The following is a 21644-nucleotide window of genomic DNA, read 5'->3' on the forward strand; positions in this document are numbered from 1 at the left end:
CTCGAGACGGTCGCTTCGCGACCTCCTCGACCCGCTGGGACTACAGGCGCACGACCTCGATGACGTGCACGATCGCGGTCCCGACCTCGGCGGACGCCTCGAGGTCGACCTCGCCGCGGATCCGCCAGTCGTGGTCGCCCGCTGGGTCGTCGAGGGTCTGCTCCACCCGCCAGGTGCCGGCCGCGGCATCCGTCTCATCGATCGTGACGAGCCGAGGCGAACGCGCCGGTCCGCCCGTGCCGATCGAGTCGTGCTCGGCGTAGTAGCGGTCGAGCGCATCGGGCCAGCCCGCATCGGGGTCGAGCTCGGCGAGCTCGTCGTCCCGCTCGAGCGCGGCGAGCTGCACGCGGCGGAACAGCTCGTTGCGCACGAGCACCGTGAACGCCCGGCGGTTCGTGACGACCGACGGCGGCGCGGGCGGAACGACGGGCGCCTCGTCCTCGGGCAGATGCGCCGTCGGATCGACGAGCTCGTTCCACTCGTCGACGAGGCTCGAGTCGACCTGGCGCACGAGCTCGCCGAGCCACTCGATGAGGTCGAGGAGCTCCTCGTCCTTCGCCTCGGTCGGCACCGTCTGGCGGATCGCCCGGAACGCGTCCGACAGGTAGCGCAGCACGAGCCCCTCGCTGCGTGCGAGCTGGTAGAAGGCCACGTACTCGCCGAACGACATCGACCGCTCGAACATGTCGCGCACCACCGACTTCGGCGAGAGCTCGAAGTCGCGTACCCATGGCTGGCTCGAGGCGAAGGTCTCGAACGCCTGCGCGAGCAGCTCGGCGAGCGGCATCGGCCAGGTGACCTCCTCGAGCAGCTCCATGCGCTCCTCGTACTCGACGCCGTCCTGCTTCATCGCGGCGACGGCCTCGCCTCGCGCCTTGTACTGCTGCTGCGAGAGGATCGGACGCGGGTCGTCGAGCGTCGACTCGATGATCGACACGACGTCGAGCGAGTAGTGGCCGGTGCCCTGCTCGCTCGTCTCGGGGTCGAGCAGCTCGATCGCGGCGAGCGCGAACGGCGACAGCGGCTGGTTGAGCGCGAAGTTCGGCTGCAGGTCGACCGTGAGCCGAAGGTCGGCCAGTCGCCCGGGCGCCGACGCCGGCATCAACTCCACCACGCCCGCGTTGCGCAGGGTGCGCAGGACCTCGAGCGCGCGGCGGGCGAGCTCGTATCGACGCGACCTGGTCTCGTGGTTGTCGAACACGAGCGAGCGGATGCCGCAGGCGACGTCTCCCCCGCGGCCCACGACGTTGATGAGCATCGCGGCCGTCAGCTTCAGCTGGGGCGTGAGGGGTTCGGGCTCGGCGGCGACGAGCCGCTCGTAGGACCCCTCGCCCCACGTCACCTGCCCGGCGGGCGCCTTCTTGCGCACGACCTTCTTGAGCTTCTTCGGATCGTCACCCGCCTTGCGGACGGCGACCTCGTTCTCGATCTCGTGTTCTGGGGCGAGCACGACGACCGTGCCGGCGGTGTCGTAGCCGGCCCGGCCGGCGCGACCGGCGATCTGGTGGAACTCGCGCGCGGAGAGCTGGCGCATCCGCTGCCCGTCGAACTTCGCGAGTGCCGTGATCAGCACCGAGCGGATCGGCACGTTGATGCCGACCCCGAGCGTATCGGTGCCGCAGATCACGCGGAGCAGTCCGCGCTGGGCGAGCGTCTCGACGAGCCGCCGGTAGCGGGGCAGCATGCCGGCGTGGTGCACGCCGATGCCCGAGCGCACGAGCCGCGACAGGGTCTTGCCGAACGCCGTCGTGAAGCGGAACCCGCCGATCGCGTCGGCGATCTCGTCGCGCTGCTCGCGCGTCACGACGCGGATCGACGAGAGCGCCTGCGCCCGCTCCATCGCCGCGGCCTGCGAGAAGTGCACGATGTAGACGGGTGCCTGCCGGGTCTCGATGAGCTCCTCGACGGTCTCCTGCACGGGCGTCTTCGCGTACGAGAAGTGCAGCGGCACCGGGCGATCGACGCCCGTGACGCGCGCCGTCTCGCGGCCGGTACGTCGGGTGAGGTCGTCGGCGATCGCCGTGACGTCGCCGAGCGTCGCCGACATGAGGATGAACTGCGCACGGGGAAGCGTGATGAGCGGCACCTGCCACGCCCAGCCGCGGTCGGGGTCGCCGTAGTAGTGGAACTCGTCCATCACCACCTGGTCGACCGCGGCATCCGCCCCGTGCCGGAGCGCGAGGTTGGCGAGGATCTCGGCGGTGCAACAGATGATCGGGGCATCCGGGTTCACCGAGCTGTCGCCCGTGACCATGCCGACGTTGCGGGCGCCGAAGATCTCGACCAGCTGGAAGAACTTCTCGCTCACGAGCGCCTTGATGGGGGCCGTGTAGTAGGTGCGGCCGCCCTGGGCGACGGATGCCGCGTGCGCCGCGACCGCGACGAGCGACTTGCCGGTGCCGGTGGGCGTGGAGAGGATGACGTTCGAGCCCGAGACGATCTCGATGACCGCCTCGTCCTGCGCAGGGTAGAGCGTGAAGCCGCGGTCGTCGGCCCATTCGACGAAGGCGCCGTACATCGCGTCGGCGTCGTACGGGCGCGGCGCGCGGTCGAGGAGCGGCTGGGTCACCCGTCCGAGTCTGTCACGCGCCGGGCCCGCGCAGCGCCGTCGAGGTCAGGCGCGCGGCGCGAAGTCGGCGGCCACGCGGCCGAGCCTGTCGCACTCGTCGGCGTCGAGGTCGCGGTCGGATGTCGCCGGCGCCGTGATGACGACGTCGGGACCGCCGGCGGGCGACCACGTGATGGTGCCATGTTCGAAGCATCCGCCGAACTCGAGCGTGTCGTGGTCGAATCCCACGTCGGCGACAGGCAGGCCCAGTGCCGAACGCTCCCAGCCGAGGAGCGACCAGACGTCGCGGACCATGCCGTGCACGACCGCGGCGCCGTGCCGCGCGGTCCAGTGGATGGAGGCATGCGAGGGTCCCGTCATCCGCTGGTCCATGGTGGTGCTCCGATCATCGGCCCGGACGTGCCGGGAGGGACCCGGTGATCCGGGTGCGACAGGGGAAGCCGGCCGGCACCTCGCATTCAGGAGGAGGCGCCAGGCCGGCTTTCCGATCGCCGGCCGCGGCGACTGTTCCCCCTGCGGTCCACGGCCCGACGATCGACTCCTACGCTACGAGGCGGCTTCCGAACCAGGATCAGGGGTACCCCTGAACTCCGGATGCCGCGTCAGCGCACGCCGTCGAGCGCCGGTCGAGCTGGCCGAGGACCGGCCACGTTGACGAGCGAGACGATGGTCAGCAGCAGTTCGCCGGCGGTCCCGGATCGACGCCCGACACCAGGGCCTGGAAACGCGTGACCTTCCCCTGCTGGTACTCGACGCACGCGGCGTTCGCGGCGACAGGCGCCCCCGCCGCCGCTCCGGCCCCCGCTCCGGCCACCGTCCCCGCGCCGCGACTCCCGCGTTCGGGGGTGGGTGCTTGATCGCGCCGATCGCGGGCCGCTAGCGTTCGCTCAGGACGCTGACCCAGGAGGCTGTGATGCTGATCTCGACCGAAACAGACGAGCAACACGAACAGGCTCCGAAGCCCGGTGAGTTCGACGCCGCCCTCGTGGTCGTGCATGGCATGGGCAACGCGTTCACGAGCCAGGTGCTCCTGGAGTGGGCGGAACCCCTCCTCGGGCGGCTCGACTGGCTCGCACGGGATCCGCTCATCGGCGGCGGGGATGACCGGCACGGGGTGAAGGTGCATGAATCGACCCTCGTCGGCGACACGCCGCTGATCACCGCGACGGTCACCTTCCCTCGCCGGACCGGGGACCAGGGGAGCGCGAGGCTCGTGCGACCGGCCCCGGGCGCCGAGCCGGCACGCCGCCGCATCGCGCTGCTCGAGGCGAGGTGGTCGGAGTCGTTCGTCCCGATGACGCGCGGACAGGTCTTCAAGTGGGCGATGCCGTTCCTCTGGCGTGCGATCACCAGGATGCTGCGACTCTTCCTCGGCACCATGGTGCTCGTGCCCTGGTACACGATGCGCCAGCATCTCAAGGCGCCCGTCTCGACGCTCCTGCTCCCGCCCTGGCTGAACTTCATCGTCGATTGGGTTCGGATCATCGTGGGAAGCGCGTTCTACGTCGTGGTCACGCTGTTCGTCGTCGCACTCGGGTCCGTGGCCACCATGCTCCTCCCCCTCCTGAGCCCACTGCTCCTCATCCCCTGGTTCAAGAATGTGGCGCAGGGTGTCATCGACGGTGTCGTGGAGTCGATCGGCGACGTGGCCACCTGGAAGGAACGGCCGGTGCGGGCCGCCGCGATGCGACTGGTCGTGCGCGATGCGATCACCCGCGCGCGCGAGCTCGTCGGCGACACGGGCGAGGTGCAGGTGCTCGCGCACTCGCAGGGCGCGGCCGTCGCGACCTACACGATCCTCGAGGAACTCATGCCCGCCGATCTCCGCCTCCGACGGCTGACGACCGTCGGCGCCGCGGTCGTACTGCTCGGACGGGAGAACTGGCCGGGCCGGAGCACTCCGTACCACCCCGTGGACACGTGGATGCGGATGAATTCGGGCGCCCCCGAGGCGGACCGCCTGGCATGGGAGAACTACTGGGCGACCTGGGATCCCTTCTCCGCCGGACCGATCGCCGATCGCGCGAAGGACGCCCACGCGCGGTGGCGCACCGCGTACTTCCCCGAGGGCGCGACTCCCCCGGACGGCCCTGAAGAGCACGCCGTGCACAACACGAGCCAGCCGTTCCTCGACCACTCGCTGTACTACGACAATGTGCCCCAGGTCATCGAGCCGACGGCGCTGCATCTGCTCGGCGACGACTACCCGCGACCCCCCGCCGCCGTCGCCAACCTCGAGGACCGACTCTCGGTGATCGGCAAGAAGTCCTCGGCCCTCAACGTGCTCGCCGCGCTCGTGATCGCGGCGATCGTGCCGGGACTTCCGGCGGTATCGGCGTTTCTGGCCGACCTCGCGAGGTCGATCACCTCGTTCATCGGCGCAGGTCTCGCCTGGGTGGGCGCGTTCTTCACCGGCTCCGCGCCGGAGCCCGACACCGAGCAGGGGGCCTGGTTCCTCGCCGGCGACGGCGAGAGCCTGTCGACCGGAGGGTGGGTGCTCGCCTCGATCCTCCTGTTCGCGCTGCTCGTCTGGGTCGGTCAGCGCATCCAGCGCTGGATCTACCGCTCCCGGGTCTGGGAGCGGTGCCCCTACGACGCCAAGATCTGGCTGACGCTCTCGACCATCCCGCGGGCCGCCTACGTCCTCGGTGCCGCCACGGCGGTCTGGTTCGCCATCTTCGTGTGGTGGACCGAGGATGTCCCGACGCTGCTCATCGCGGGGGTCGTCCTCCTCATCGTCAGTGCGTTCGTCGTCGTCGAGCCCCGGTTCGCACCGGCGCCCGTGGTGGTGCCCGGCCCCGCCTTCGGGCCGAGTGGCACGACCGCCCGGGCTCCTCGGCATGCGTCGCTGACTCGACCCACGATCGGGAACCTTATCAAGGATCGGGACTACCAGGATGAGCGGGACGCGCGAGCCAGGCTCACGCGCCACCCGACGACCTCGTGGTCGAGGTACTGGGCTCGCGTCTTCTATCGATGGAGCGATCCCGGAGCTCCCGCGGTGTCGCCGGAGACGACGACGTCCACCGCGCCCTGAGCGCGGCCGCCGCCGCGACTCGACGGGCTCGTGGCCGTTCGCGGCGGCTCGTGGCGGCTCGTGGCGGCTCGTGGCGGCTCGTGGCGGCTCGTGGCCGTTCGTGGCGGCTCGTGGCGGCTCGTGTCGGCGACGCTCATCCTCGGCGATCCGGCCGCACCGTCGGGCGCAGCACGCCGGCGGGGTCGCCGGCCGTGGCGAGCTCGACGATCGCCTCGACCAGGCGGAACGGCGCGAGCGACACGAGGTGCAACACGATGAGCGGGGCGAGCAGGCCGGTCACGTAGTTCAGCAGGAGCATGAGTGGCGCGAGCCGCCACCACGGCGCCGCGGCGAGCGCGGGCACGGCGAGGAGCGCGAGCCACGCGGGGTTCCAGAACGCGGCGACGGATGCCCCGACCACCACGATCGCGCCGAGCACCGCCTGCACCAGGAACAGCGCGCCTGCGACGCCGCCGAGCGCACGCTCCCGGTCGGCGGACACCCACGCCCACATGAGCCAGGCCCGCAGGAGCGGCACCCCCTGCTCGCGGAGCGCGATGCGGAACACCCGGTCGTCCTCGCGCCGGAGCGCGAGCGCGGCGCGTCGGTCGCCGAGTGCGTCGGCGACATCGGAGCGGTCGTCGTGCAGCAGCGCGGGCGCCGACTGGCGGCCGTAGCTCGCGATGAAGCTCCACAGCCACGACGGCACCGACGCGAGGTCGCTCGTTCGGCCGGCGCGCACCTCGTAGCGTCGCCCCGACACCGGGTCCTCGTAGTCGAAGCCCTCGCGCACCTGGAAGCGATGTCCGTCGGCGGGTCGCTGCGCGAGCAGCAGCTCCTCGAGGTCTCGTCCGTCGTCGGTGCGGAACGGCATGCGGTCTCCTTCGCTCGCGACCATCATGCCGCGCCCGGTCACCCGAGCAGCAGCGCCACTGCGAGGAGCACGGGCACCGATCCCATCGTCGTGAGGAACACCGCGTCGCGCGCCACGAGCTCGGCCGTCTCGTAGCGCTGGGCGACGTTGAACACATTCTGCGCGGCCGGCAGCGCGGCGAGCACCGTGACGGCGTACAGCTCGACGCCGTCGAGGCCGAAGACGAAGCGGCCGAGCGCCCACGCCGTGAGCGGCATCGCGACGAGCTGCAGTGCGGTGGCGAGCAGCACGTCGCGGCGGCCGCTGCCGGCTTCGAGGAGGCGCTGGCCGTGCAGCGACATGCCGTACGCGATGAGCATCACCGGCACGGCGGCACGACCGATCGACTCGACCGGCTCGAGCACGATGGCCGGCAGCTCGAGCCCCGACACGGCGACGACGACGCCCGCCAGCGAACCGATGATGATCGGGTTCGTGAAGGTAGAGCGGAGGATGGCCCGCACCGAGGTGCGTCCCTCCACCCGGGCGCCGAGCACGGCGAGCGCGATCGGCGCGAAGACGAGCAGCTGCAGCAGCACCACGGGCGCGGCGTAGGCGGCGTCGCCGAGCATGTACGCCGCGATGGGGATGCCGATGTTGTTGCCGTTGACGTAGCCCGACGCGAGCGAGCCGATGACGGTGTGCGCGACCGTGCGCCGCCACACGAGGAGGGACACGAGCGCGAAGACGAGCATCATCGCCGCGGCGGCGATCGCCGAGACGGGGAGCAGCGCGGAGAACAGCGCCGCGACATCGGCGGTCGCGAGCACCGAGAACAGCAGGAACGGGCCCAGCACGTTGAACGCCAGCAGCGCGAGCACCTGGCGGGCGCCCGGGCCGAGGACGCCGGAGCGCCCGGTCACGTACCCCACGGCAACCGCGAGCGCGATGACGGCGAATCCCGTGAAGACCTGAATCATGCGCGCGAACCCGCCACGGATCGGAGGAGCGCGTCGGTCATCGCCTCGACCCTACCCCGGGGTGCCGGCGGCGGCGCTGGCTCGGTGCTGGCCGCGGGGCCGCCCGGCGACCTAGGCTCGGAGGCAGCTGAGTCGGACGGGCAGGGAGAAGATGGCGGGAGCAGTCGGGCAGGGCGGGGACTCCGGAATCGATGCGGCGGCGGCATCCGTCGCCCTCGAGGTCGTCGACGCGTGGTGGCGGGCCGCGAACTACCTGAGCGTCGGACAGATCTACCTCATGGACGACCCGCTGCTCGACGAGCCGCTCACGCCCGAGCACATCAAGCCGAGGCTGCTCGGGCACTGGGGCACGTCCCCCGGGCTCAGCCTCGTGTACGCGCACCTCAACCGCGCGATCGTCGAGCGTGGCACCCCGACCCTGTACGTGTGCGGACCCGGACACGGCGGTCCCGCCATGGTCGCGAACACGTGGCTCGACGGCACCTACTCCGAGCTGTTCCCGACCGTCACGGCCGACCGCGAGGGCATGCGGCGCCTGTTCCGCCAGTTCTCGTTCCCCGGCGGCATCCCATCGCACGCGGCACCCGAGACGCCCGGTTCCATCAACGAGGGCGGCGAGCTCGGCTACTCGCTCATGCACGCCTACGGCGCGGCGCTCGACAACCCGGGGCTCGTGGTCGCCTGCGTCATCGGCGACGGCGAGGCCGAGACCGGGCCGCTGGCCGCGAGCTGGCGGGCGCATGCCTTCCTGAACCCCGTGACCGACGGCGCGGTGCTGCCGATCCTCCACCTGAACGGCTACAAGATCGCCAATCCGACACTGCTCGCACGCATCCCCGAGTCGGAGCTCGTCGAGTTCCTCCGCGGCAACGGCTATGAGCCCCTCCTCGTCACGGGCGGCTTCGACGACGAGGACCACCTGGCCGTGCACGCGCGCATGGCCGACGCGATCGACGTCGCCTACGAGCGACTCGCCGACATCCGAGCGGATGCTGCAGCCGGCGCCTTCCACCGGCGACCGCCGCGCTGGCCCGCCATCGTGCTGCGCACGCCCAAGGGTTGGACCGGGCCCGGCGTCGTCGACGGCGTGCAGGTCGAGGGCACCTTCCACGCGCACCAGGTGCCCCTCGCCGGGGTTCGTGAGAACACCGAGCACCTCGCGATGCTCGAGGCGTGGCTGCGCTCGTACCGGCCCGAGGAGCTCTTCGATGCCGACGGCCGTCCGGTTCCCGAGCTCGACGCGCTGCGCCCGCGCGGCGACCTGAGGATGAGCGCGACGCCGGTCGCGAACGGCGGCATCGTGCGGCCGCTCGTGCTGCCCGACAGCGCGCCGTTCGCCGTCGAGGTCGACCCCGGCGCGCGCGGCGCGTCGGGCGAGGCGACGAGCGTGTTCGCACGCTGGCTCGCCGAGCTCATGCGCGACAATCCCGACGACATGCGGCTGTTCGGTCCCGACGAGGTGCTCTCCAACCGGCTGGGCGCGGTGTTCGACGTCACCGACCGGGCGTGGGCAGCCGAGGTGCGTCCGCTCGACGAGCATCTCGCGCGGTCGGGGAGCGTGATCGAGGCGCTCAGCGAGCACCTCATGCAGGGACTGCTCGAGGGGTACCTGCTCACCGGACGGCATGGCCTCATCACGAGCTACGAGGCGTTCGTCCACATCGTCGACTCGATGTTCAACCAGCACGCGAAGTGGCTCGAGTCGGCGAACGACGTGGCGTGGCGAGGGGATGTCGCGTCGCTCAACTACCTGCTCTCGTCGCACGTGTGGCGGCAGGACCACAACGGCTTCTCGCACCAGGACCCCGGGTTCCTCAACGTGGTCGTGAACAAGCAGGCCGCGGTCGTGCGGGTCTACCTGCCGCCCGACGCGAACACGCTGCTCGCGGTCGCCCGGCACGTGTTCGACACGCAGAACCGTGTCAACGTCGTCGTCGCGGGCAAGCAGCCGCACCCGCAGTGGCTCACTGCCGAGGAGGCCGAGGCGCACGTCACGGCCGGGCTCGGCGTGTGGGCGTGGGCGGGCTCGGAGCCCGGTTTCGACGCGGTCGACCCCGCGGCATCCGTGCCCGACGTGGTGCTCGCGTGCGCGGGCGACGTGCCGACCCTCGAGACGATCGCGGCCGCCCAGCTGCTGCGCGACCGCCTGCCCGGGCTCGCCGTGCGCGTGGTGAACGTCGTCGACCTCATGCGCCTGCAGGACCCGTCGCACCATCCGCACGGTCTGCCCGACCGGGAGTTCGACGCGATCTTCACGCGGGCCTCACCCGTGATCTTCGCGTTCCACGGGTACCCGTCGCTCATCCACCAGCTCGCCTACCGCCGCACCAACCACAAGAACCTGCACGTGCGCGGCTTCATCGAGCGGGGCACCACGACGACGCCGTTCGACATGGTGCACCTGAACGACCTCGACCGGTACCGGCTCGCGCTCGACGCGGTGCGCCGGGTGCCCGGCCTCGCGGGCGAGCCCGGGATCGCCGAGATCGCGGACGAGTGGCACGCCGCGCGGGCGGTCGCGCGCGACCACGCATACGAGCATGGCGAGGATCCCGAGTGGATCACGGGGTGGGAGTTCTCCGCAGGTTGAGTAGGAGTACCGCCGCCGAATGTTCCCGTTCCCGCGCGGTGTCGCCGCCCGAATGGTCGCACGCGGTACGAACGGAAACACTGGGTGCTGAGCATCACCAGCGGGCGTGCACCTGCGCGCGGATCTCGCGGTCGTACAGGTCGCGAACGGATGCCGCGAATCCGTCGGGCAGCTCGAGCGAGCCCGCCGCCGCGTTCGCGCGCGCCTGCTCGGGGCTGCGCGCGCCCGGGATCACCGAGCTCACGCCCGGCTGCGCGGCGATCCACGCGAGGGCGACCTGAGCCGGCGTCGCGTCGGGCGCGGCGGCGCGGGCGAGCTCGGAGAATTCGGCGGCGGCGCGCACGCCCGTCTCGTAGTCGACGCCCGAGAACGTCTCGCCCACGTCGAACGACTCCCCGTGCCGGTTGAAGCTGCGGTGGTCGTTCACGGCGAACTGCGTGTCGAGCGTGTACCGCCCCGAGAGCAGGCCGCTCGCGAGCGGCACGCGGGCGATGATGCCGACCCCGGCGGCGCGGGCCGCGGGCAGCACCTCGGCGAGCGGCTTCAGGCGGAACGCGTTGAGGATGATCTGCACGCTCGCGACGCTCGGCCGGGCGATCGCCGTGAGCGCCTCGTCGACCTTCTCGACGCTGACCCCGTAAGCCGCGATCGCGCCCTCGTCGACGAGCGTGTCGAGTGCGTCGTACACGCGGTCGTCGGAGTAGACCGACGTCGGCGGGCAGTGCAGCTGCACGAGGTCGAGCGTGTCGACGCCGAGGTTCGCCCGCGACCGGTCGGTCCACGCGCGGAAGTGCTCCAGCGAGTAGTTCTCGTGCTCCTGCGGCATCCGTCGGCCCATCTTCGTGGCCACGGTCACCCCCGAGCCGGGGTGCTCGCGCAGCCACCTTCCGATGAGCGACTCGCTGCGACCGTCGCCGTAGACGTCGGCGGTGTCGAAGAACGTGACGCCGGCGCCGTTGGCGGCATCGAGCACGGCGAGCGCGTCGGCTTCGTCGACGTCGCCCCAGTCGGCGCCGAGCTGCCAGGTGCCGAGTCCGATGACCGAGACGGTGCGGCCGGTGCGGCCGAGGGCGCGGGTCTGCATGGATTCGAGCCTAGCCCGCGTGGATCGGCACGGCGCGACCGCTCACCACGATGCCGCCGCGCTCGGGGATGTCCACCACGAGCTCGCTCGGCCGGCCGACGTGACGGCCCTGCTCGATCAGGACCCGGGCCGGCGGCGTCACGGCGCCGAGCGCGCGCAGGTACGCCCCGGTGGCGGCGGCCGCGGCGCCCGTCGCAGGGTCCTCGGTGATGCGCCCGACCGGGAAGGGATTGCGTGCCTCGAACCGCAGGCCGCCGTCCGCGGCATCCGGAAGCCGGTGCAGCACGATGATCGTCGCGGACCAGCCCTGGGCATCCATGAGCGCGCGAGCGGCCGCCGGGTCGAAGGCGAAGCCGTCGAAGACGTCGGCATCGCGGAGCACGAGCACGGGGTGCCGGTTGCCGGCGTACGCGAGGAGTGGCGGGTGGCGTCCGTCGAGGTCGGCGCGAGTGATGCCGAAGAGGTCGAGCAGCGACTCGAGCACGTCGTCGGGCAGCGGCGCGGTCTCGGGCTCGACGCTCGTGAACGCGGCCCGCACCGCGCCGTCGGCCTCGCTCGTCTCGATCGCGACCTCGCCGACGGGCGTGGCGAACCGGATCGTGCCGTGCCCCTCGCGCTCGGCGATCGCGACAGCGGTGGCCACGGTGGCGTGCCCGCAGAACGGTACCTGGGCGATGGGGGAGAAGTAGCGCACGACCCGGGCGCCGTCCGACTCCCCGGTGATGAACGCCGTTTCGGCGTAGTCGACCTCGGCGGCGATGCGCTGCATGTCGGCCTCGTCGAGCGCTGAGGCGTCGAGCACCACTCCTGCGGGATTGCCGCCCTCGGGGTCGTCGGCGAATGCGGTGTAGCGGAGGATCTCGGGAGCGTCGGTCATCCCATCATGATGCCCTGATCGGCGAGTACCGTGTCGCCGACCACGCGTCACCCACCGCGCTCGCCTTCGTGTCGCGCCATCCGGCCGCGCGCAGCACCGCACGGACGGCGTTGTCGCCGGGCGCCGTCGACTCGCGGCCCTTGCCGTGCACGATCCAGACGTGCGTTGCGATGCCGCACTCCCGGAACCACACGGGCAGCATCCCGAGTTCGCCGTCGTCGCGGACGACCACGACGATCAACTCGGCCTCCCACGGCGCCGCACGTGGGGCATCCGCCAGCGCATCCTCGAGCTCGGGCACGGGCAGCTCGCCGCGCACGGCAACGGTCGTGCCGTGCGTGACGCCGAGCTTCTCGGTGAGCGACGGCGGCGGCGTGGTGAGCGCGTCGGCCCACGCGGACGCCGCTGGGCCGAGCCGGAACCGATACGTGTCCCCATCGGCCTCGAACGACACGATCCCGTCGGCCGCCTGCACCTGCGACCACGCGTTGCGCGGCACGCGCGCGCGTCGTTCACCCGATATATGCAACCCCGCCGACTCCAGATGCAGCGTCACCGCGGCACCCCCGTGCTCGCCGATCCAGGTTGCCTTCGCCTGCCTCCCCATACTTCAAACCCCCCGCATCATGATCGTCGCCCTCGCGGCATGATGCAATGCCCCCAAGGGGTGTCATGGGGGCATTGCAGGCAAGGAGCGGCTCAGGCCTCCTGCTCGGCCCCGAATCGACCGCGGGCCTCGACGGGGATGAGCGGATGCTCCGCCCGCGCCCTGATCTGCTGCACCGCCCACGAGTTGCCGTCGGGGTCGGCGAAGCCGAAGAACCTGCCGCCGTCGCGCGGGTCGATCACCTGGATCCCGCTGCATTCGACGCCACGTTCGAGCAGTTCGGCACGCGCCGCCTCGGCGTCGGCGACGACCAGCTGCACGCCCTTCAGCGACCCGGGCGCCATCTCGTGCTGGGCGGGAAGGGTGCCCATGACGATCGAGCAGCCCGACCCGCACGGGGTGAGCTGCGCGAAGTGCATGTCGCCCATGGCGGTGTCGTGGTCGAGCTCGAACCCCACGCGATCGCGGTAGAACTCGATGGCGCGATCCAGGTCGCTGACCGGGACGATGACGACCTCGAGGGTCCAGTCCATGATGTGCTCCTTCTTCGCAGCTCGGGGCTCAGGCACCGAGCAGCTGCTCGAGTCGCTGGTAGCCCTCGCGGACGCCGAGCTCCATGTTGCTCTGGATCATGCCGTCGCGCGCCTCGAGGCTCGGATACACGGAGTGCGCCCGGAGGCGCGTGCGCCCGTCGCCGAGGTCGTCGAACGTCAGCGACTCGACGCTCACGACATCGGGGAAACCCTCGAACTCGAAGGTCTGGATCACCAGCTCGTTCTCGCGCACCGTGTGGAACGTGCCGTTGAACGCGTACGCCTCGCCCTCGGGGTTGGTGTGCAGGTACCGGTAGTCGCCGTGGCTGACGAAGTCCCAGCGGTCGACGGCCATCTCGTAGCCGTTCGGCCCCAGCCACCGCTTCACGAGCTCTGGGTCGCGGTGCGCATTGAACACGGCGGCCACGGGCGCGTCGAACTCGCGCTCGATCTCGATGAAGGGCAGGCCCTCGGGCGCGCTGATGGTGACGGGGTTGCTTGTGGTGGTCATTGTCCTGTCTTTTCCTGTATCGGACCGGTGTCGGCACCGGTTCCGGGTTGGCTATCGGATGCTGCGGCGTGCGTGCCGCGGTCGGTTGCGAGCAGCGCGTCCAACGCGCGGAACTGCTGCTCGTGGATCAGCCGGTAGCGGTCGATCCACGCGGTGAGGGCCTCGAGCTGCGCGGCATCCAGGTGCACCGGACGTCGTTGCGCGTCGCGGCTGCGAGTCACGAGGCCGGCCTGCTCGAGCACCTGGATGTGCTTCGAGACGGCCTGCTTGGTGATCTGGAACGGCTCGGCGAGCTCGTTGACCGTGGCCGACCCCCGGCTCAGGCGGGCGATGATGCCCCGTCGCACCGGATCGGCGAGGGCCATGAAGGCGCGGTCGAGACGGTCGTCGGCGCTCGGGTCCACGATCATCACCTGCCTCCTCCTCGTTCTCAATCGATCGCTTGATCAACCAATTGATTGATAAAGGGTACGACGCCTGAACCTCATCGTCAAGTGGGTGCTTCAGGGGACTCGTGGAGCCGTGGCATCCGGAACAGAATCGGGCGGAGGAACGAAGACCGCGACCTGGAGGCGACGATGCCCGTCACGCTCAACCCGTACCTGAACTTCCGTGACAACGCCCGCGAGGCGTTGGAGTTCTACCACGACGTGCTCGGCGGTGAACTCACCATCTCGACGTTCGCCGACTCCCAGGCGGCCCGGGATCCAGCCGAGAACGACCTCGTCATGCACGGCCAGATCGACGGCGCGGGCGACGACGATGCGACGCTTCGCGGCTACAGGGACAGGCTCACCGAGGGCCGGAAATGCGCGAACGGATGCCGCGCCGCGCCTCACTGTGAGGCGCCGGCTGCGGCATCCGCTCGTCGACCGGCCCTTCGACGAACTCAGGGACCGGTGGGGGTGCGAGAACTACGCGATGACGCGGATGTTCTCGGCCTGCAGGCCCTTCGGGCCGCGGGCGGTCTCGAATTCGACCTTCTGGTTCTCCTCGAGTGAGCGGTATCCGCCCGACGCGATCGCGCTGAAGTGCGCGAAGACGTCGGCGGTGCCGTCATCCGGGGCGATGAAGCCGAAGCCCTTGTCGGCGTTGAACCACTTGACGGTTCCGGTTGCCATATTCTTTTCCTTCTGTAAAGCCGAGCCGCTCTGCGGCTGCGACGTGCACGACTCGGGGCCGTGCTGGGTTCCGACGGCGACGTCCGCCGCCGGAAGTGCGTGGTCGATCAGACCCGACGGAACTGATTCACCATCGGGCAGTCGAACGGGTCGCGCGCGGCGAGGCCGACGCGGTTCAGGTAACGGACGACGATGGCATAGGACTGCAGCACCGTCGTCTCGGTGTAGGGCACGTCGAGCGTGCGGCAGTACTCGCGCACGACCTCGCGGGTCTTCGCGAGGTGCGGACGCGGCATGTTCGGGAAGAGGTGGTGCTCGACCTGATAGTTGAGTCCACCGAAGAGCGCACTCGCCCACCAGCCGCCCGAGATGTTGCGCGAGGTCAGCACCTGCTTCGAGAAGAAGTCGAGCTTCGCGTCCTTCGGGATGATCGGCATGCCCTTGTGGTTGGGTGCGAACGAGGCGCCCATGTAGATGCCGAACACCGCGAGCTGCACGCCGATGAAGGCGAACGCCATGCCGAGCGGGAGGAACGTGAAGATCGCCCCGAAATAGATCGCGAACCGCGCGGCCATGAGGCCGAGCTCGATCCAGCGACCCTTGACTGGTCCCCGCGCGAAGAGCGTGCGGAGCGAGGTGACGTGCAGGTTGATGCCCTCGAGCGTCAGCATCGGGAAGAACAGCCAGCCCTGCCTGCGCGTGACGAACGCCATGACACCGCGCTGCTTCGCCGCCGACTCCTCCGTGAAGGAGATCGTGTCGAAGTCGATGTCGGGGTCCTTGCCGAGCTTGTTCGGGTTGGCGTGGTGGCGCGTGTGCTTCGTCATCCACCAGGCGTAGCTGATGCCGACCACGCCGGCCGCGAGGAAGCGCCCGACCCGGTCGTTCGCGGGACCCGATTCGAGCACCGCACGGTGCGAGGCCTCATGGGCGAGGAAGGCGAACTGCGTGAAGATCAGGCCCAGTGCACCCGCGATGAGGAGCTGGAACCACGAGTCGCCGAGCAGGATGAACCCCGTGATCGCGCCGCCGAGCGCGAGCGTGAGCAGCGAGACGAGCGCGAGGTAGAACCACCGCGCGCGGTTCAGGAGGCCGGATTCGCGAGCGACCCGGGAAAGTGCCGTATAGCTCCGTGTGATGTCCATGGAGCCGGTGCGGGGCTTCGTGACCCGGATCGCACCGAGGGTTTCGGTGTGAGAGATGTGTTCGTCCCAGCTGGTCGTCGACTTCACAGCCGGGGATTCGCGGGTAGACCACCCGCTGCAGATATCCCGAGTCTAGGGTCTTTGAATGAGAAGGGGCTGTGAGGCTCGCGGATTCGTCCGGTTCACCGTGCGGCGTCGGCCGCGGTGCGGAGCTCCTCGACGGACGTCCCGTGCCGGCCATGGCAGGAGCGTAGGAGCCGCGGCCGCGCCGGCGAGGGAGTTGCGGTGAATCGGCGCGCCGGGCCGCAACCGGGCGGCTGCCCGGGCTCGGCCCAGCCGGCACGGGCCGTTCGAGTCGGGACATCCGGTGCAGACTGGACCCATGCGCATCATCGTCACCGGGGGAACCGGCAAGCTCGGCCGCACCGTCGTCCGCACGCTCCGGGAGGAGGGGCACAAGGTCTGGAACCTCGACCTGCACGGCAGGCGCGGCGGGTTCATCCGCGTCGAGATGACCGACTACGGGCAGGTGATCGACGCCATCGCGGGCGTCGATGACCGCCACTCGGGGGTCGACGCGATCGTGCACCTCGCGGCCATCCCCGCGCCGGGGCTCGAGAGCGACGTGGCAACCTTCCACAACAACATGCTCGCGACCTACAACGTCTTCCAGGCCGCGCGGCGCCTCGGGATCCGGCGCATCGTGTACGCCTCGAGCGAGACCGTGCTCGGCCTGCCCTTCGACACCCCGCCGCCCTACCTCCCGGTCGACGAGGAGTACCCGGCCCGCCCCGAGAGCACGTACTCGCTCGTGAAGCACCTCGAGGAGCAGCTGGCGATCGAGCTCGTGCGCTGGGATCCCGCGCTGTCGATCACGGCGCTGCGGTTCTCGAACGTGATGGACCCCGAGGACTACGACGCGTTCCCGTCGTTCGACGCTGACGCGACGCTGCGCAAGTGGAACCTGTGGGGCTACATCGACGCGCGCGACGGCGCGCAGGCCGTGAGCCGCGCGCTCGCCACGGCCCAGCCCGGCTTCGAGCGGTTCATCATCGCCGCGGCCGACAATGTGATGAGTCGCCCGAACTCCGAGCTCGTCGCCGAGGTGTTCCCGGATGTCCCGGTGCGCGGCGAACTCGGCGTCAACGACACGCTCCTCTCCATTGAGAAGGCTCGCCGCCTGCTCGGCTACGAGCCGCGGCACTCGTGGCGCGACTCCATCGTGGGTTGAGCGCAGACGACGAACGCCGTCGCAGCCCGTGAGTGGCGACGGCGTTCGTCGTGTTGCGACCTAGAGGGCGCGGATGTTCTCCGCCTGCAGGCCCTTGGGGCCCTGCGCGACCTCGAACTCGACCTTCTGTCCCTCATCGAGCGAACGGTAGCCGCTGCCCGTGATGGCGCTGAAGTGCGCGAAGACGTCGGCCGAGCCGTCGTCGGGGGCGATGAAGCCGAAGCCCTTTTCGGCGTTGAACCACTTGACGGTTCCGGTTGCCATACTGCTGTCCTTCTGTCGTGCGGGCCGCGTTCGCTGCCCGATGCGATCGAGTCGATCGCGGCCCCGACGGCCCGGTGCCGCCGAAGCGAGGGGCGAGAGGCGGGTGTGCGCTCAGGCATCCGCCGTCTCGTATCGGGTCATGCCACGCGGATCGGTCCGCCTCCGGGCAATCAGGTGGAGGCACGGGCGAGTGCCCGCTAGATGGAGGAATCGTTGAAGGCCACCATAGCGGCTTCCACCCCGCTGCACACCGTTCGCGACCGGATCGTGACCGCGCGTGACGCGCGGGATCTGTCCCTCGGAGGGGGGACATGCGGCACGATGCCAGCCGACTCGAAGCAAACCGGGGCAGAATCGTGGGATGAACCGCCGCCCCCTGCGATTCTTCGCCCTCGCCTACTCCGTCGCCCTGCTGTGGGTGACCGTCGGGCCCGCGCCGTGGCGTGGCCGCGGCAACCAGTTCGACGGCGGCATCCTGAACCCCGACGCGTGGACCGCGACCGTCACCTGGACGACGGGCTACCTCGCCGAGATGGCGTTCAACGTGGCGATGTTCGTGCCGGTGGGCGTCTTCGCCGCGCTCCTCATTCCGCGCCGCCGCTGGCCGCTGGCCGTCGTCGCCGGATTCGCCTTCACGGCGCTCATCGAGCTCATCCAAGTGTCCTCGTCCGATCGCATCTCCGACCCGCGCGACCTGGTCATGAACGCGAGCGGCGCGGTGTTCGGCGTGCTGCTCGTGCTCGTCGCGCGCAGCCTTCGGCGGGCAGCGGCGGTCGCGTCGCCACTGCCGAGCACGACGGATGCCACGACCGGGCGTCGCACGCCCGCGCACGCCGAGCTCGGCGAGTCGGGCGAGCCCGGCGAACCCGGCGAACCCGACGGCGCGGTCGTGGGCGCGAGCGCCTCCTCGCGCACGGTCGATCACACGGCCGCCTGAACCGCACGTCCGGCCGACCGCCGCTACAGTGTTCGGGTGACCTCCCCCGCCGCGCCCTCCGCTCGGGCACGGCTCCCCTGGGTGCGCCTCGCGCTCGTCGGTGCGGCAGGGGGGCTGTTGTCGGGGGCCTTCGGCGTCGGCGGCGGCATCCTCATGGTGCCGCTCCTCGTGACCTTCGCCGGCATGAACCAGCGCCGGGCCTCGGCGACGTCGCTCGCGGCGATCGTGCCGGCCGCCGTCGCCGGATCCATCACCTACCTCCTCAACGGCCAGGTCGACCTGATCGCCACGCTGTTCGTCGCGATCGGCGGCATCGCCGGGTCGTGGGTCGGGTCGTGGCTGCTCCGGCGCCTGTCGCTCGGCTGGCTGCGCTGGCTGTTCATCGGCCTGCTCGTCGCCGTCGCGGTGCGCCTGCTGCTGGTGACGCCGGTGCGCACCGATCGCCTGCTCGAGTTCGATGTGGTCACGGTCGTGGCCATGCTCGCGCTCGGCGTGGCCATCGGGATCGCGTCGGGACTGTTCGGGATCGGCGGGGGTGTCATCATGGTGCCCGCGTTCATCGCGTTGTTCGGCATGAGCGATCTCGTGGCCAAGGGCACCTCCCTGGCCGTCATGATCCCGACCGCGGTCAGCGGCACGGTCGCGAACGCACGTGCCGGCCTCGTCGACCTGCGGACCGCCCTCGTCGTGGGCGTTGCGGCCACGGCGGCGTCGTTCGGCGGGGTCGCGATCGCGTTCCTGCTGTCGCCCGAATGGTCGGTGCGGCTGTTCGCGGCGCTCATCGTCATCGCCGCGGTGCAGCTGACCATCCGCGCGATCACGCTCGGCAAGCGGGAGCGGCCACGTGACGTGTGAGCCCGATCGCCGCGCCGGCTGGTACGACGACCCGTCGACGGAGCTCAGGGACCACGAGTCGGATGCCGCGTGGCTGCGCTACTGGGACGGCACGAAGTGGAGCCCCCACATCGTGCCGAAGCCGACGATCGCCGAAGTCGAGACGGGTTCCCGGCTCCATGTGAGCGCACTGGTCGACGAGGCCCCCGGGCACACCGTGCGCCTGCGTTCGCCAGACGAGTACACGATGGTGCCGCTGCCGCCCGAGCATGACGGCGCCGCGGCATCCGCCTGCTGGATCGACCGCGCGGTCGGGAGCGTGTGGCGGGCGCCTCGTGTCGGCCGTCACGGATAGCATCCGGGCATGCGATTCCGGTTCACCGCACTGGTCGGATGCCGCATCACGAATGTCGCGTCACGATTGTCGCATCACGATCATTCGCGTCACGATCAGAGGTCGTCGCCGCCGCTCAGCCCGAGCACCGGGCGCACCTCGATGAGGCCGAACTGCTCCTCGGGGAACCGGGCCGCGATCCCGACGGCGCGCGCCTCGTTCTCGCAGTCGACGAGGTAGAAGCCGGCAAGCAGCTCCTTGGTCTCGGCGAACAGCTCCTTGGTCTCGGCTAACGGCCCGTCGCTCGCGACGGCGCCCTCGTCGGTCGTCGTCACGCGCTTGGCGAGCGAGGCGTGGGCGAGGCGTGGGCGAGGGCCTCGCCCCGCGACGAACTTCCCGCTCGAGGCGAGCTCCTCGCTGATGCCCTGGTAGTACGCGTACCCCTCTGCCTGCTCTTCGGGACTGAACCCCTCCCACACGGCGCGTGACTCCGGGTTGCTGTAGAACTGGATGAGGTACTTCATCGCTGATCGCTCCTTCGTGGTGTCGTCTCCATCGGCAGGCCGGACCGCGCTCCCATCAGTATGTCGAGGCCGACTGCCGATTCTCGATGTCGACGGCGACACCCGTGCTCATGGGTTCGCAATCTCTCGACGCACGGGCTTGACAGAGTGGCCTCCCCTCGCCGAACCTTCGATTGCGGATATCACGCGACGAGAGGGGGCGTGATGACAACCTTCGGCGTCGAAGAGGAGTTCCAGTTCCTGGATCCCGAGACGTTGCGTCCTGCGGATGTCGCAGCGTACGTGTTCGATTCGCTGTCGAACTCCCCCGAATGGCGTGACGTGACGCACAAGGAGTTCCTCGCGTCGCAGGTGGAGCATGCCTCTGTCGTGTTCACGGACCTCGAGGAGTCCCGAGCGGCGCTCGTGGGATTCCGGCGGTTCGTGGCCGATCGCGCGGCCGAGCTGGGCGTGGTCGCGGCGAGCACGGGCACGCCGCCCGACACCACTCCGTTCCCGTCGATCACGAACGTCGAGCGGTACCACCGGATCGTGCGCGACATGGCGGGCGTCATCGCCGACCACCAGCTGAGCGGCTTGCACGTGCACGTCGGCATTCCCGACCGCGAGGCCGGCGTGGTCGCGCTGAACGCGGCGCGCCCGTGGATGCCGCTGCTCACCGCCATCTCGTCGAACTCGCCGCTGTGGCGCGGGCATGACACGGGGTACGACAGCTGGCGCACGATCCTGCTGCGCCGCTGGACCACCTCGGGCTGCCCTCCGGCGTTCGTCGATGCCGCCGACTACGAGCGCCGCATCACGCGACTGCTCGGCATCGGCGGCACGAAGGACCTCGGGCTCATCTCGTGGGACCTGCGCCTGTCGGAGCACCTGCCGACGATCGAGTTCCGCATGGGCGACGCACAGCTGGACGCGGACACGACGCTGCTCGTCACGGCACTCGTACGGGCACTCGTCACGCACGCCCTCGCCGAGCCCGAGGCGATGGATGCCGCGGCCGACGCGTCGGCGGAGGTGCCGCCCGAACTCCTCTCTGCCGCGCTACTGCACTCCGCCCACTTCGGGATGCGTCAGGACGTGTTCGATCCGGCGTCCGGCGGCCTTGCGCCCGCCGGCGAAACCCTCACCCGGTTCGTGCGGACCCTCGAGCGCGAGCTCACCGGGGCCGGCGACCTCGGCGCGGTGTCAGACGCGGTGGCGCGGATGCTACGGGAGGGCACGGGCGCCGAACGGCAGCGCACGGCGTTCTCGCGGGGCGGCATGGCCGGTGTGCGCCGGCTCATGGAGTCGACGGTGGTCGCCGACCACCCACGCCACGGGGAGCCGACCGCGTCGGGCCGGTAGGTGGGGGGGCGGCACTCGTCGCCCATCCACGCTCCGGCACGTGCGCGGGCGCGGGCGCGCCTCGCTGGCGCCCGGCGCCGGCGCGTCGAGTGGCTCCGTTCGCACCGAGCGTTTCCGTTCCCGCCGAGTGTTTCCGTTCCCGCGGAGACATCCGGTGGGAACGGAAACACCCGGCGCTCAGCAGGGCCGCGCCGTCAGTCGAACAGGTGCTCCAGCGCCTTGTCCATCCAAGCGGCCTGCATCGCGGCATCCGTCATGCCCTCGAAGCCGAAACCGGTCAGGAGCGAACC

Annotated in this window: 21 protein-coding genes; 7 read left to right on the forward strand and 14 right to left on the reverse strand. The window is 70.5% G+C overall.

Annotation, left to right across the window (positions count from 1 at the left end):
• Positions 1–40: 40 nt before the first annotated feature.
• Entirely contained in the window at positions 41–2518 is a 2478-nt protein-coding gene (locus IEX31_RS13075) for a DEAD/DEAH box helicase (protein ID WP_188743904.1), read from the reverse strand.
• 96 nt (positions 2519–2614) lie between these two features.
• The gene (locus IEX31_RS13080; RefSeq protein ID WP_188743872.1) at positions 2615–2941 is read right to left on the reverse strand and encodes an LGFP repeat-containing protein; all 327 of its coding nucleotides are present in this window, start codon (positions 2939–2941) and stop codon (positions 2615–2617) included.
• A gap of 541 nt (positions 2942–3482) precedes the next feature.
• On the opposite strand from IEX31_RS13080, the gene IEX31_RS13085 reads away from it, so the two are divergent.
• Positions 3483–5606, forward strand: a complete 2124-nt coding sequence (locus IEX31_RS13085; RefSeq protein ID WP_188743873.1) for a hypothetical protein — start codon at positions 3483–3485, stop codon at positions 5604–5606.
• Positions 5607–5739: 133 nt separating this feature from the next.
• Here IEX31_RS13085 and IEX31_RS13090 read toward each other — a convergent pair whose 3' ends face one another.
• Both IEX31_RS13090 and IEX31_RS13095 read right to left on the reverse strand, forming a co-directional pair.
• Positions 5740–6459 (reverse strand): DUF1353 domain-containing protein, encoded by a 720-nt coding sequence (locus tag IEX31_RS13090; RefSeq protein WP_188743874.1) that lies wholly within the window; start codon positions 6457–6459, stop codon positions 5740–5742.
• A gap of 38 nt (positions 6460–6497) precedes the next feature.
• Positions 6498–7418 (reverse strand): AEC family transporter, encoded by a 921-nt coding sequence (locus IEX31_RS13095; protein ID WP_188743875.1) that lies wholly within the window; start codon positions 7416–7418, stop codon positions 6498–6500.
• Positions 7419–7569: 151 nt separating this feature from the next.
• Here IEX31_RS13095 and IEX31_RS13100 point away from each other — a divergent pair, with 151 nt between their 5' ends.
• Positions 7570–10008 (forward strand): phosphoketolase family protein, encoded by a 2439-nt coding sequence (locus IEX31_RS13100; protein ID WP_188743876.1) that lies wholly within the window; start codon positions 7570–7572, stop codon positions 10006–10008.
• Between the two features lie 94 nt (positions 10009–10102).
• Here the strand turns inward: IEX31_RS13100 and IEX31_RS13105 are convergent, their stop codons facing one another.
• The 8 genes from IEX31_RS13105 to IEX31_RS13140 form a co-directional block, all read right to left on the reverse strand.
• Entirely contained in the window at positions 10103–11092 is a 990-nt protein-coding gene (locus IEX31_RS13105; RefSeq protein ID WP_188743877.1) for an aldo/keto reductase, read from the reverse strand.
• Positions 11093–11102: 10 nt separating this feature from the next.
• Positions 11103–11969 (reverse strand): PhzF family phenazine biosynthesis protein, encoded by an 867-nt coding sequence (locus tag IEX31_RS13110; protein WP_188743878.1) that lies wholly within the window; start codon positions 11967–11969, stop codon positions 11103–11105.
• Positions 11970–11973: 4 nt separating this feature from the next.
• The gene (locus IEX31_RS13115) at positions 11974–12525 is read right to left on the reverse strand and encodes a hypothetical protein (RefSeq protein WP_188743879.1); all 552 of its coding nucleotides are present in this window, start codon (positions 12523–12525) and stop codon (positions 11974–11976) included.
• 143 nt (positions 12526–12668) lie between these two features.
• Positions 12669–13109 carry a VOC family protein gene (locus IEX31_RS13120; RefSeq protein WP_188743880.1) on the reverse strand — a complete coding sequence of 147 codons (441 nt, stop codon included), beginning with the start codon at positions 13107–13109 and terminating at the stop codon, positions 12669–12671.
• A 28-nt stretch (positions 13110–13137) separates the two neighbouring features.
• Positions 13138–13620 carry an SRPBCC family protein gene (locus tag IEX31_RS13125; RefSeq protein WP_188743881.1) on the reverse strand — a complete coding sequence of 161 codons (483 nt, stop codon included), beginning with the start codon at positions 13618–13620 and terminating at the stop codon, positions 13138–13140.
• Positions 13617–14030, reverse strand: coding sequence for an ArsR/SmtB family transcription factor (locus tag IEX31_RS13130; RefSeq protein ID WP_229662345.1), 414 nt, complete (start codon positions 14028–14030; stop codon positions 13617–13619). Before IEX31_RS13130 ends, IEX31_RS13125 begins: the two co-directional genes overlap by 4 nt.
• 504 nt (positions 14031–14534) lie before the next feature.
• Positions 14535–14741, reverse strand: a complete 207-nt coding sequence (locus IEX31_RS13135; protein WP_142138881.1) for a cold-shock protein — start codon at positions 14739–14741, stop codon at positions 14535–14537.
• 107 nt (positions 14742–14848) lie between these two features.
• Entirely contained in the window at positions 14849–15886 is a 1038-nt protein-coding gene (locus IEX31_RS13140; protein ID WP_188743882.1) for a fatty acid desaturase family protein, read from the reverse strand.
• Between the two features lie 382 nt (positions 15887–16268).
• On the opposite strand from IEX31_RS13140, the gene IEX31_RS13145 reads away from it, so the two are divergent.
• The gene (locus IEX31_RS13145; protein WP_188743883.1) at positions 16269–17117 is read left to right on the forward strand and encodes an NAD-dependent epimerase/dehydratase family protein; all 849 of its coding nucleotides are present in this window, start codon (positions 16269–16271) and stop codon (positions 17115–17117) included.
• A 60-nt stretch (positions 17118–17177) separates the two neighbouring features.
• Here the strand turns inward: IEX31_RS13145 and IEX31_RS13150 are convergent, their stop codons facing one another.
• Positions 17178–17381 (reverse strand): cold-shock protein, encoded by a 204-nt coding sequence (locus IEX31_RS13150; RefSeq protein ID WP_136709507.1) that lies wholly within the window; start codon positions 17379–17381, stop codon positions 17178–17180.
• Positions 17382–17742: 361 nt separating this feature from the next.
• Here IEX31_RS13150 and IEX31_RS13155 point away from each other — a divergent pair, with 361 nt between their 5' ends.
• Genes IEX31_RS13155 through IEX31_RS13165 form a run of 3 tightly spaced genes read left to right on the forward strand, consistent with a single transcriptional unit; the run spans position 17743 to position 19507 of the window.
• Complete coding sequence (locus IEX31_RS13155; protein WP_188743884.1) at positions 17743–18318, forward strand: VanZ family protein; 576 nt, start codon at positions 17743–17745, stop codon at positions 18316–18318.
• Positions 18319–18354: 36 nt separating this feature from the next.
• Positions 18355–19173, forward strand: coding sequence for a sulfite exporter TauE/SafE family protein (locus IEX31_RS13160; protein ID WP_188743885.1), 819 nt, complete (start codon positions 18355–18357; stop codon positions 19171–19173).
• Entirely contained in the window at positions 19163–19507 is a 345-nt protein-coding gene (locus IEX31_RS13165) for a DUF2510 domain-containing protein (RefSeq protein ID WP_188743886.1), read from the forward strand. Before IEX31_RS13160 ends, IEX31_RS13165 begins: the two co-directional genes overlap by 11 nt.
• 95 nt (positions 19508–19602) lie before the next feature.
• Here the strand turns inward: IEX31_RS13165 and IEX31_RS13170 are convergent, their stop codons facing one another.
• Positions 19603–20010, reverse strand: a complete 408-nt coding sequence (locus IEX31_RS13170) for a YciI family protein (RefSeq protein ID WP_188743887.1) — start codon at positions 20008–20010, stop codon at positions 19603–19605.
• A 204-nt stretch (positions 20011–20214) separates the two neighbouring features.
• On the opposite strand from IEX31_RS13170, the gene IEX31_RS13175 reads away from it, so the two are divergent.
• On the forward strand, positions 20215–21354 hold the full coding sequence (locus IEX31_RS13175) for a carboxylate-amine ligase (protein ID WP_188743888.1): 1140 nt from the start codon (positions 20215–20217) through the stop codon (positions 21352–21354).
• Positions 21355–21644: the final 290 nt, after the last annotated feature.

The sequence above is a fragment of the Agromyces bauzanensis genome, assembly GCF_014645655.1.
Lineage (GTDB): Bacteria > Actinomycetota > Actinomycetes > Actinomycetales > Microbacteriaceae > Agromyces > Agromyces bauzanensis.